The sequence below is a fragment of the Pseudomonas palleroniana genome, from assembly GCF_022836895.1.
Classification (GTDB): domain Bacteria; phylum Pseudomonadota; class Gammaproteobacteria; order Pseudomonadales; family Pseudomonadaceae; genus Aquipseudomonas; species Aquipseudomonas palleroniana.
Map to the genome: position 1 here is coordinate 4106505 of NZ_CP092411.1, position 12383 is coordinate 4118887.

The following is a 12383-nucleotide window of genomic DNA, read 5'->3' on the forward strand; positions in this document are numbered from 1 at the left end:
GAAAAGTCACCAACATACCGGTAGGTATCTATATAGGTCCCGGCCCGGCAGCGCCTGCCTAACATCGGGTTTTACCGACTCGGCCGAGATCCGCCATGGACCCACTATCGTTATCGATTTTTTGCAGAAAACGCCCCGCCCAACTCGACACCCTGTACCACTTGATCGACGCAGTCACTCCGCTGGCCAGCTCCGCCTCCAGCGCAGCGGCTGCCAGCCTCTATTACCGCCCGCTCCCCGGTTCCGAGCTCGGCCGACAATGCCAGGCCGCGTTTACCACGCTGCAAAAGCTGGAGGCCGACGAGGACTTTGTCGAATACCTACACAACCGGCAACCCTCCCAGACGCCCTACACCGACACGCTGCTGGGCTCCCTCACCGCCCTCGTCAACACCCCCAGGCAGCCAAAACCTGCCATCCCGGAGGTTTTCACGCTGTGCAATCAACCCGTGGTACTGCGCGATATCCCCACCTACTGGACGATGGATGCCGAGGTGCTGTTGGCCATCCTCCATCGCGTTGGCGACGGGCTCAAGAGTGACGGCTCGGTACGCTTCGATCTTGCGCTCAAATATTACGGCCTGATCCCCCACAGCCCAGCCACTCCTGCGCAATGGAACAGGCTGCTCGACACGCTACGCGAATGCTGCGCGCTGCTCGCGCTGGGGCATGCCGATCACAATAACGACTTGGAGCCGCTGCTGGGCGACGCCGGCGATGCAATCATCGTCGGCGTGACGCGTGCGCTGGAAGAGGAACACGGCAAATCGCTGTTCAGCCACATCCTTCCCGATACGTTTTTTGCCCCGCAGCAAAAGCTGGCCCGCAGCCAGCCGACGGCACTGTTAAGCGAATACCTGCATCAGCCCCACAGCCTCGCGGTCGGCCGGCGGATCGTCAGCGCACTCGACTGGTTCGGCGCAGACCCCACTCAGGACTGTCCTCGGGCAGTGCTGGTCAAACTCGTCTGGCGCGCCCTATGGCTGAGCATCAAGCCCCAGGACACCGCCCAGTACGACAACGAACTCAACCGGTTGATCGCACCGTGCGCCAGCTACGCGCAAATCCGTGAGTCCCTGCTGCACGACTACCAACGTGAGTTGGGCGTCGACGCCCATGGCGCGGCGCTGGTACTGTGCGTCGCCAAGGCGCACATCGCCAGCGAGGTATGGGTCGACGACATTCCCGATGAGCTGTCCTACGGCACCACCAGTGCCTGGGTGCATTTCAAAAGTGGCTTTCTCCTTGCCGAATGCCTGGAACCCGGCGCGTCGCGTGTTTTCACCTTTGATGAATTGCACAACCTTTCAGCCGAGTACTTCCGGGCCTGCGAGGGCGATACCAGGCGACAGACGCTGGTGACCCTGGCCAGATTACCGCCGACCCTGCACTGGGCGCAGGCCAACGGTTTGCTGCCCGTGCAAAAGCAGCGCTATACCCCAGAGCAAGTGACCCAGGCAGTTGCGGCACTGGAGCGCCACGAGCGTGAGGTGATCGAAGCTATCAAGCAAATTGTACTCAGGCCGCCGGGACGCGCACAGTTCAGCAGCGACCAAGCCCATGACACGGCGTTCTATGCCTATCTGCAAACCCCGAAAACCGCCTATAAAAAACTGATCAAGACGCTGCTCGCGCAAATCCCGCCGTCTGTCGGCGATATCGAGCGCGATGAAGTCCGCGTCTATGCATTGCGCGAGCCGCTGCGCGACGTCGAAGCCAACTTCGAGACCCCACGTCGGACCTCCGCCGTACGTGGCCGCACGGGTTTCATCCTGCGCCTGAGCAACCCGCGTCTTGCGGACACTGCGTGTTACATCGAAGTGTTTCCCGCCCTTGGCGTGATTCGTGTACGCGATGACATTCGCAGCCTGCTGATTGGTGGCGTGGTCAAGACCCAATCCATCGGCGCTGCCACCCGCCGCGGCAAAGGTACCTTTCGCTGCGGTACCTTGCTGGCATTCGACTGGCCGGCCTACCGCAATGGCGCAACGCCCAGGCCCGGCCAGCACCATACGCTGATCGCCGAGCCCGTTGGCGAGGTGCTGGCACCGCTCCATCGCCCCGTCAGTCAGGTGTCCCGCGCCACCAACCACCTCTATGGGGCACGCGCTGAAGCGTTGGCGCAAATGATCGCCGAGCAACATTTTTTCTGCGACGAAGCGACGTTGCTGGAAAACATCCGCGAAGCCACCAAGGTGCTGGACATCGGCGAGTACCTCGTCGAACGCATGGTGTTCTGGGGAAAAATCCTCGTGCCGTTCTGGGGGGCAATCGAGGACCTCAATTCCAGCGACCCGGAACGCGTAGCCCTCGGCGGCTTGGGTTTTTTTGCGGATATCGTTGGGTTCGCCCTGCCCATTGGCAAATACGTGGCCGGCAGTGCACGGGTGATGGTGCAGTCCGGCCGGGCCGGGATTCGCCTGGCGCTGCCCGCGCTCAAGACCCTGACACGGCAGTTGGTCATCCAGGTGTTGGACGAACTGAACCCACTTAGCGCCCTGCCGACCTTGTTGCAGATGGGCCATTACTATTCGCTCAAATTGTTCTACAAGACCTTGAACAAGCTGGGCGAATGGGCGGACGAGATGATTCCCGCCAGCCGCTTGATTCCGGTGAACCCCGCAGGCTGGGCGCCACGACAAGCCGGCGACCGGCTGTTTGTAGTGGCAGACACGCCCAATGTGCCGCTGCGCAATGTCGGCAGTACCGCGCAGCCGGACTGGCGCTTGATTGACGCAGCCTCGGACAGCGTTTTCGGCCCACGCTTTCGCGAACCGGTCACGGTCATGAGCAACAGTGACCCGCACATCAGCCGCTATGCTGTGTCAGCCCACTGGATCAGCGGGCTCAAGCCGGATTCCCGGGGGATTTTCCACCGACGCGAGTATGGTCAGGCGTTTGTCTGCAACATCGATGAGCGCGGCGAGATCGCCGTTTATCAGATCCGCGAGCATTCCTACGGCTACCTCAAGGAAATCGCCGAAGGGAGCGCAAACAGTTTTACCGTCGCCCTGATCAACCCGAAAACCAATCGGGACTTGGGTATCAGGCTGTCCTCGGTGCAACCCGGCCATTGGTTTTCAAGCCCGACAAGGCTCGCGGGCGGCGCGCCGGATGGCCTGAATGTGCTTACGCCGCCGACCTTGCAAAAGTGGTCGGCCTTCTCCGAGATGGCCCTGAAACTGGCGGCGGACGCCTTCATCAAAAAGCACAATCTCGACCCGGCGGCGTTTCACCAGTTTGTGCATATGCGCGGCGAACTGCGCGGTCGCGGCCAGGAAATGCTCGATCAAGCCAACCGCGCTCGGGTGCCCGTAGCCTTGAAAAACCTGCAACGCTGGCGGCGCATGCCCCAGGCGATGCGGGTCAAGCGCACCCGCGAGGGCTATGCCCACGATCACAACCTCGACCCGCAGGCCTTTATCGACCATGTCAATATGGACGGCTCATTCACGCCACTTGGCAAAGTCCTGGAAAAACACAGTCTGCAGCAGTCGTTCAGCCCGCTGACCCGGCAAGACCTGGAGGATTGGCACCGCCTGCACGCCCAGGCCCAGGCCCAGCCGCATCGTTCGATGGAACACTTCCTCGACCAGCGTAATCTGAACCCGGTGAAATGGCGGCAGTATGTCGAGGACAATGGCCAGTTGACCCAGGCCGGGCGCCTGGCGGTATTTTTTGACCAGCCCCTGCCCAACACACCGCTGGCGCGCAAGCGCACAGTGCCGGCGCCGGCCGCCAGTCCCTCCAAGGATTCCACCACCCAGACGTCGCCGCGTGAACCCGACACTGAACAGCCTACCCTCGCCGCCAAGCGCAGCCGTACGCACTACGACGCCGATCGCCCCGATGGGCACCAGATCAACAATGCCGCGCCGATCCTGCAAGATCCCTACAACGTCAACCGCAGCCTGACGGCAGAGCTGGAGGGCGCGGTGGAGCAGATCAGGATCACCAATGACTGCGGCCTGTTCGACGGGCTCAGGGAGCCCAAGCGCCAGCGGGTGATCGAGGCCGTGACGGAAGACATCCAGGATTGGATCACCAAGGAAGGCCGTCACCATGACCTGCTGAGCGAACTGTTCGAGGTAAAAAAACTCGACGACGGCCCGGAGCGCGGCTACTCGCTGGTGGCACGGCGCGATATCCAGCATTTTGATGTGTTGGGGCCGTACACCGGGCGCCTGCATCTGAATGATGCGTCGCTCAGCGCCGATATTCTTGAGCATGGCATGCAGCGGGTGTCCGACTATTTATTCCAGACCGCCACCGAGGGCGCGACGATCAGCGGGCATGGCAACAGCAATATGCTCAGCCTGATCAATACAGGCCAGATGCCCGGCGCGCCACGCGTGGGCAACGACAATGTGGCGGCCGTCTATGCCGGAAAATACATGGTCTTCCTGATCGCCAAGGACGACATTCGCGCCGGCAGTGAACTGCTGATGGACTATGGCCCCGCCTACTGGTCACGCCCATCCCCGTAGGGTCGACGATAGCGCGGGGACTCAGAGGTTTTCATAGCGGTTCATGTCCAGTACACCCTCTTCCACCGGTGTGGTTTCGTGGATGTACCGCGACAGATCGTGAAAGTACTGCCAAAACAGCGGATGACTGCGACGAATACCCCATCGATCAACGATCTGCTCAAAACCCTTGGCATCCTTGGCGTTCTCCATGGCCGCCACAAACTCAGGCACTTGCTGCGCCGGGATGTTGAAGATGAAGTTCGGATAGCTGGTCAGTACGCCAGGATAAATAGTCAGCGTATCCAGCCCCGGCTGGTAGCGATAGGCCTCACCCAACAGGAACGCCACGTTACTGTGCGCGCGATTGCGCAGCATGCTGTAGACCTCGCGCTTGCCGCTGGCGGTCTCAATGCGCAGCAGGGTCGCTTCAGGCAATTGGTCGATGACCTTGAGCCCGGCCGCCGGGCGTGAGGTCAGGCGGCTGAGCGCCTGTTCGGCGTCCTGCAAGGCCGGCTCGATACCGTCACGCGAGCAAAACGCGCCGGTGCAGCGGTTGATCGGGTCCGGGCTGACGTTGAGGTCGCCGTAGCGGGCCAGCAACTGGTTGGCGAAGTCGCGTTTCGGGTCTTGCGCGTTGAGGTGCAGGCCGCTCGGCTTGTCGTCGTCAATCGCCTCATAGTCGAGCCACATCTTCAGTTTCCCGCTGTTCTGGTACCAGTCATCGAGAAAACCGTCGCGGCTGTCAGCCGGCATCAAGCGCAGGAAGTTCTGCTCGGCGCCGTTGCGGATCAAGTCGAAATACAAGCGCGTCTGGGCCTGGTGCGACACGTTGCCGAACACGTCGAAATTTACCGCCAGTTGGTAATAGGTGCGCTCCAGCAGCGGATAGTCGAACAACCACATCGTTTGCGGGACTTCGCCGATCAGGCCTTTGGTGACCGAGGCGCTGTCAAAGTGACGGAAGATCGTCAGCAACGCATTGTCGTTGCCGGCCCACAGGGTCGACCAACTGGGCGGCGCCACGTCTGCATAGCTGTCGCGGCGCAAGACTTCGTATTGGTTGCGCTTGTCGCGATAGGCCAACCACAGGCCGAGCACACTGCCCACGTCATCGTTCTGCCCCGGCATCGCCAGCAACGGCGTGGCCTGGCCGCGATAACGGGCATCGGTGATGTACAGGTCGTGATCCGGGTCCTGGAACAGGGTCCAGAAGTTATCGCGGATCACATCCGTGGCGATCTGCCCACGGCAGACCGGCCCACGAATGAACGTGCGCACAAAATACTCGGCGTTATCCAGCATGAACTGGTAACGCGCCTTGGCCGGGATCGCCTCGAACGTCTCGAACGGGTTGGCGCGACGCCCCGGGCCGTAGCCCGGCAAGGCATTCACTTGCCAGTTACCGGCATAGAACAGCGCCTTGATGCGGGCCATCTTCTCGGTGCTGAACGGGTAAGTGATGTGGGTTTTATGCACAATCACCCCCTGCACCGGCCACAGGCGGTAGTACACCTGGGTGCCGGGGTCGTCGTTGGGGCGGCGCGTGGCGATCAGGTCGATGGGTTGGCCGCTGGGTGTGCGTGAACGGACCCATTGAAAGTAATGCCCGGGCTCACCGTTCTCGAAATAGATATGCGCCAGGAACAAGTGCTCGTACAACCAGCGCGCCACCAGGCTCTCGCGGGCGCCGGACTGGTTGAACAGGTTCTCCCATTGCTGCACCTGCAAGGCTTCACGGGCACTGGGCGCCAGGCCCTGCTCATCGATCGGCGCACCGGAGGCGAGCCAGCGTTGCAGGGTCTGGTACTGCTGATCGGTCAAGCCGGTGACCGCCAGGGGCATGCCTTCCTTGGGATGCGCGCCGGCGTAGGCGTTGAACTCGCCGGGCATTGCGCACATGTTGTCGCGGTTGAGGCCCAGCACAATGTCTTCAGGCAATTTGGCATTGGGTTGCAGCGGCGCGTTGTGGCCCAGTTCCAACATGCGCGCCATCAGCGCGGCCTGGCTGCCCTGGGCGTCCAGCACCGAATAGAAACCCTTTTGCTGCCACGCCTGCTTGCCGAACGCGTCATAGAACAAACGGGTGGTTGGCGTCGCCTGGCTGCGCTCGCCATCGTAAACCGGCGACTTGCTCGCACCGCGCGCCGCGCCCTCGGCACTGCCCAGGTTGAGTTGGCAGGCGGAGTCGTAGCAGGCGTGGCAGGCCACGCACTTCTCGGTAAAGATCGGCTGAATATCGCGGGTATAGGAGATCGCCGAAGCGGGACCTTGTGCCTGGGCATAGCCGGCGACCAACGCCAGGACGGCGCTGGTAATAAAACGAAATGGCATGTGCCCGGTCCCGAATCGAAGCGTACGCTGAAAAATTGCCGGTGATTCTACAGGGCCATCGCCCCTTCCAACATGAACGATATTCATGCAAAGCCCGGGCATGCTCCAAATCGGCACAGGTTTGCTATGATTCATGCCCCCCGTAATGCCTGACCAGAGTAGTCCCATGTCCGATCGTAGCGCTCGTCTGCAAGCCCTTCACCAAGCCCTCAAGGAACGTATCCTGATCCTCGACGGCGGCATGGGCACGATGATCCAGAGCTATAAGCTCGAGGAGCATGACTACCGTGGCAAACGCTTCGCCGACTGGCCAAGCGACGTCAAGGGCAACAACGACCTGCTGGTGATTACCCGCCCCGACGTGATCGGCGGGATCGAGAAGGCTTATCTGGATGCCGGGGCCGACATCCTCGAGACCAACACCTTCAACGCCACGCGCATTTCCATGGCCGATTACGGCATGGAAGAACTGGCCTACGAGCTAAACGTAGAAGGTGCGCGCCTGGCGCGCAAGGTGGCCGACGCCAAGACCCTGGAGAACCCGGCCAAGCCGCGCTTTGTCGCCGGCGTGCTCGGCCCGACCAGCCGCACCTGCTCGTTGTCGCCCGACGTGAACAACCCCGGCTACCGCAACGTGACCTTCGACGAGCTGGTGGAAAACTACACCGAAGCCACTAAAGGGCTGATCGAAGGCGGCGCCGACCTGATCCTGATCGAAACCATCTTCGACACCCTCAACGCCAAGGCCGCGATCTTCGCCGTGCAAGGCGTGTTCGAGGAGCTGGGCGTGGAACTGCCGATCATGATTTCCGGCACGATCACCGACGCCTCCGGCCGTACCCTGTCGGGCCAGACCACCGAAGCGTTCTGGAACTCCGTGGCCCACGCCAAGCCGATTTCGGTGGGCTTGAACTGCGCCCTGGGCGCCAGCGAGTTGCGCCCGTACCTGGAAGAGTTGTCCAACAAGGCCAACACCCACGTATCGGCCCACCCCAACGCCGGCCTGCCCAACGAGTTCGGCGAGTATGACGAGCTGCCCTCGGAAACCGCCAAGGTCATCGAAGAGTTCGCCCAGAGCGGCTTCCTCAACATCGTCGGCGGTTGCTGCGGCACCACCCCAGGCCACATCGAGGCGATTGCCAAGGCCGTGGCCGGCTACGCGCCACGCGTGATCCCGGACATTCCGAAGGCCTGCCGCCTGTCGGGCCTGGAGCCCTTCACCATTGATCGCAGCTCGTTGTTCGTCAACGTCGGCGAACGCACCAACATCACAGGTTCCGCCAAGTTTGCCCGGCTGATCCGTGAGGACAACTACACCGAAGCCCTCGAAGTCGCCCTGCAGCAGGTGGAAGCCGGCGCCCAGGTGATCGACATCAACATGGACGAAGGGATGCTCGATTCGAAGAAGGCCATGGTGACCTTCCTCAATCTGATCGCCGGCGAACCGGACATCTCTCGTGTGCCGATCATGATCGACTCCTCCAAGTGGGACGTGATCGAAGCGGGCCTCAAGTGCATCCAGGGCAAGGGCATCGTCAACTCCATCAGCATGAAAGAAGGCGTGGAGCAGTTCATTCATCACGCCAAGCTGTGCAAGCGCTACGGCGCGGCCGTGGTGGTGATGGCGTTCGACGAGGCCGGCCAGGCCGACACCGAAGCGCGCAAGAAAGAGATCTGCAAACGCTCCTACGACATCCTGGTGAATGAGGTCGGCTTCCCACCGGAAGACATCATCTTCGACCCGAACATCTTCGCGGTCGCCACCGGTATCGAAGAGCACAACAACTATGCCGTCGACTTCATCAACGCCTGCGCCTATATCCGCGACGAGCTGCCGTATGCACTGAGCTCCGGCGGTGTGTCCAACGTGTCGTTCTCGTTCCGCGGCAACAACCCGGTGCGCGAGGCAATCCATTCGGTGTTCCTGCTGTATGCGATCCGCAATGGCCTGACCATGGGTATCGTCAACGCCGGCCAGTTGGAAATCTACGACCAGATCCCGGCCGAGCTGCGTGATGCGGTGGAAGACGTGGTGCTCAACCGCACCCCGGACGGCACCGATGCCCTGCTCGCCATTGCCGACAAGTACAAGGGCGACGGCAGCGTCAAGGAAGCCGAAACCGAGGAGTGGCGTGGCTGGGAGGTCAACAAGCGCCTGGAGCACGCGCTGGTCAAGGGCATCACCACGCATATCGTTGAAGACACCGAGGAATCCCGGTTGTCGTTCGCACGCCCGATCGAAGTGATCGAAGGCCCGCTGATGTCCGGCATGAACATTGTTGGCGACCTGTTCGGCGCCGGCAAAATGTTCCTGCCCCAGGTGGTGAAATCCGCCCGGGTGATGAAGCAGGCCGTGGCCCACTTGATCCCGTTCATCGAGCTGGAAAAAGGCGACAAGCCGCAAGCCAAGGGCAAGATTCTGATGGCCACGGTCAAAGGCGACGTGCACGACATCGGCAAGAACATTGTCGGCGTGGTGCTGGGCTGCAACGGCTATGACATCGTCGACCTGGGCGTGATGGTGCCGGCGGAGAAAATCCTGCAGGTGGCCAAGGAGCAGCAGTGCGACATTATCGGGCTGTCCGGCCTGATCACCCCGTCGCTGGATGAGATGGTGCATGTGGCGCGTGAGATGCAGCGCCAGGATTTCCACCTGCCACTGATGATCGGTGGCGCGACCACGTCCAAGGCGCACACGGCGGTGAAGATCGAGCCCAAATACAGCAACGATGCGGTGGTGTATGTCACCGACGCCTCGCGTGCGGTGGGTGTGGCCACGCAATTGCTGTCCGAGGAGCTCAAGGCCGGTTTTGTCGAGCGGACCCGCGAGGAGTACGTGGAAGTCCGCGAGCGCACCTCCAACCGTAGCGCCCGCACCGAGCGCCTGAGCTACGCGGCGGCCATCGCCAAGAAGCCGCAGTTCGACTGGGCCGGCTACACCCCGGTCAAGCCGACGTTTACCGGTGCCAAGGTGCTGGACAATATCGACCTGAATGTCCTGGCCGAGTACATCGATTGGACGCCCTTCTTCATTTCCTGGGACCTGGCCGGCAAATTCCCGCGCATCCTCACCGATGAAGTCGTGGGCGAAGCCGCCACCGCGCTGTATGCCGATGCCCAGGAAATGCTCAAGAAGCTGATCGACGGAAAACTCATCAGCGCCCGCGCGGTGTTCGGCTTCTGGCCGGCCAACCAGGTGCAGGACGATGACCTGGAAGTCTACGGCGATGACGGCAAGCCTCTGGCCACCCTGCACCACCTGCGCCAGCAGATCATCAAGACCGACGGCAAGCCGAACTTCTCCCTGGCCGACTTCGTCGCCCCCAAGGACAGCGGCGTGACCGACTACGTGGGCGGGTTCATTACCACCGCCGGCATCGGCGCCGAAGAAGTGGCCAAGGCCTACCAGGATGCGGGCGACGACTACAACTCGATCATGGTCAAGGCCCTGGCCGACCGCCTGGCCGAAGCCTGTGCCGAGTGGTTGCACCAGCAGGTGCGTAAAGACTACTGGGGTTATGCCAAGGATGAAGCGCTGGACAACGAGGCATTGATCAAGGAGCAGTACAGCGGCATCCGCCCTGCCCCCGGCTACCCGGCGTGCCCGGACCACACCGAGAAAGGCACCCTGTTCCAGTTGCTGGACCCCGAAGCCCATGAACTGCACGCCGGCCGCAGCGGAGTGTTCCTTACCGAGCACTACGCGATGTTCCCGGCGGCGGCGGTCAGCGGCTGGTACTTCGCCCACCCGCAGGCGCAGTACTTTGCCGTGGGCAAGGTGGATAAAGACCAGATTGCAAGCTACACCGCGCGTAAAGGCCAGGACCTGGCCGTGACTGAACGCTGGCTGGCACCGAACCTCGGCTACGACAACTGACCCTGTAGTGAGCGGGCTCGCCCCGCGCTGGGCGGCTTCGCCGCCCCAACAACGACGCCATGGTGTTTCTGAAGGACCGCGGCGACTGTGGGAGGGGGCTTGCTCCCGATGAGGGTGAGTCAGTCGATAAATTGCTGACTGACACACCCTCATCGGGAGCAAGCCCCCTCCCACAAGTTATTCATCGTCCGTTCTATCGCTTGACTGACTGGCATTAGGGCAAGCCCGCTCACTACAACCCGCCAGCGGCTATGCTATCTCTCACACACCTTGTGTCGAGGGATGTATGGACGATCCAGTCAACAACAAGCCTCCTACCTTCTGGCAGATGCTTCACAGCGTCGTGGCTGCCGCCTTCGGCGTACAGAGCGGCAAGAACCGCGCCCGGGACTTTACCCACGGCAAGCCCAGCCACTTTGTAGCGCTGGGCATTCTGTTTACCGTGGTGTTTGCCTTGACCTTGTTCGGTATCGTCAAGCTCGTGCTGCACCTGGCCGGCGTCTAGCGCAACAGCAGTTGCAGGCTGAAGGGGTAACGGTAGGAAGCCGGCTTGTCGACGGCGGACAGTGCACGGAAATCCACCTTTGCCATAGGCTCGAGCAAACGTCGGGCCTGGGCAGTATCGATCAGTTGGAATAGCGCTTCCTGGCGGTCGCGCCCGCCATGGGCATTGATGTCGACGCCCTTGGCATCATCATTGATCAACACCATCGCCCAACCGCCCAGGGTAAAATGCCCGGCCACCAAGGTTGTCAGCCGCCCGTCCAGGCGCGCGTTCAAGACCTCCGGCGAGCTGTTGAGCGCACTGAACAGCACGTCCTTACCGGGTACGCGGCCGCTGTCTTGCAGGGCCTGCATCGCGCCCAGCGCCATCTCGTCATTGGCCGACCACACCAGCGTCGTCTGCGGGTAGCGCTTGAATAGCAGCGTGGCCTGCTCATAGGCGCGCTGGCGGTTCCACTCGCCATAGACCAGCTGGCGCAGGCGCACCTGCGGGTGTTCGGCCAGAGCGCGACGCAGGCCCTGCTCACGCAGCAAGGCCGCCGGGGTGGTCTTGACGCCGGAGAATGCCAACAGCTCTATGGTCTCGCCAGGCGCCGCCGGGCCGTGAGCACGCAGCAGGTCGTTGAGCATCAGGTAACCGGCCTGCTCGTCGTTGGACACCATACTGCCGAGCCAATTGACGCCGCTGCCGAGCATTTGCGCCTGATCAGCCGTCAGCGCGTTATTCACGAGCAATAACTTGACCCCACTGCCTTGGGCCATGCGCAGAATCTGCGGGGCGACGTACTGTTCGTTGACCAGCACCAGGTAGTCGGGGCGCTCAGCCCCTTGCAGCGCTTCCCGGGCCTGGGCCAGGGTGTTGCGAGTGTCGCGCTCGGAATAACGCACGCGCAAATCCAGGCCGAGGTCCTTGGCCGCGGCCTGCATGAATTGCGCATAACTGACCCAGAAGGTTTCCGTCGACAGGCCGGGATTGAGAAACACCACCGACGCGGCCTGGGCCATCGTCCCGTACGCCGCCCCCAGCAACCACACACACGTAATCAGAACCTTCAACATGGTTGTCCGAGCCTTGAACATTGACCGCCATGATAGTGGCATTGCGACAGTCAATCGAGGCTCAGCGGCAGCCTTTTTACTGGTGGCTCACCCAGAATACTGCGGTGCCCACCACCAGAACGATCAAAAACAAAATCGCCCAG

At 61.9% G+C, this 12383-nt stretch carries 5 protein-coding genes; 3 read left to right on the plus strand and 2 right to left on the minus strand.

The genetic code is table 11. The features are described from left to right. The first annotated feature begins 95 nt into the window (after nucleotides 1–95). Nucleotides 96–4487, plus strand: coding sequence for an SET domain-containing protein-lysine N-methyltransferase (locus MJP36_RS18605; protein WP_244383715.1), 4392 nt, complete (start codon nucleotides 96–98; stop codon nucleotides 4485–4487). A gap of 21 nt (nucleotides 4488–4508) precedes the next feature. Here the strand turns inward: MJP36_RS18605 and MJP36_RS18610 are convergent, their stop codons facing one another. Beyond that, nucleotides 4509–6800, minus strand: coding sequence for a fatty acid cis/trans isomerase (locus MJP36_RS18610; protein WP_244383716.1), 2292 nt, complete (start codon nucleotides 6798–6800; stop codon nucleotides 4509–4511). A gap of 166 nt (nucleotides 6801–6966) precedes the next feature. Here MJP36_RS18610 and metH point away from each other — a divergent pair, with 166 nt between their 5' ends. Together metH and MJP36_RS18620 are read left to right on the plus strand one after the other, a co-directional pair. Further along, complete coding sequence (gene metH / locus MJP36_RS18615) at nucleotides 6967–10677, plus strand: methionine synthase (RefSeq protein WP_161549491.1); 3711 nt, start codon at nucleotides 6967–6969, stop codon at nucleotides 10675–10677. A gap of 286 nt (nucleotides 10678–10963) precedes the next feature. After that, nucleotides 10964–11182: a DUF2970 domain-containing protein gene (locus tag MJP36_RS18620; protein WP_060757125.1), complete on the plus strand. Its 219-nt coding sequence runs from the start codon at nucleotides 10964–10966 to the stop codon at nucleotides 11180–11182. Here the strand turns inward: MJP36_RS18620 and MJP36_RS18625 are convergent. Then, nucleotides 11179–12240 carry an ABC transporter substrate-binding protein gene (locus MJP36_RS18625; RefSeq protein ID WP_060757126.1) on the minus strand — a complete coding sequence of 354 codons (1062 nt, stop codon included), beginning with the start codon at nucleotides 12238–12240 and terminating at the stop codon, nucleotides 11179–11181. The two genes, MJP36_RS18620 and MJP36_RS18625, sit on opposite strands and share 4 nt — an antisense overlap. Between the last annotated feature and the right edge of the window lie 143 nt (nucleotides 12241–12383).

What these genes read in the sequence shown, in the direction of transcription:
- MJP36_RS18620 (WP_060757125.1), top strand. Translation starts at nt 10,964, where the DNA reads ATGGACGATCCAGTCAACAACAAGCCTCCTACCTTCTGGCAGATGCTT.
- metH (WP_161549491.1), top strand. Translation starts at nt 6,967, where the DNA reads ATGTCCGATCGTAGCGCTCGTCTGCAAGCCCTTCACCAAGCCCTCAAG.
- MJP36_RS18610 (WP_244383716.1), bottom strand. Translation starts at nt 6,800, where the DNA reads ATGCCATTTCGTTTTATTACCAGCGCCGTCCTGGCGTTGGTCGCCGGC.
- MJP36_RS18605 (WP_244383715.1), top strand. Translation starts at nt 96, where the DNA reads ATGGACCCACTATCGTTATCGATTTTTTGCAGAAAACGCCCCGCCCAA.
- MJP36_RS18625 (WP_060757126.1), bottom strand. Translation starts at nt 12,240, where the DNA reads ATGTTGAAGGTTCTGATTACGTGTGTGTGGTTGCTGGGGGCGGCGTAC.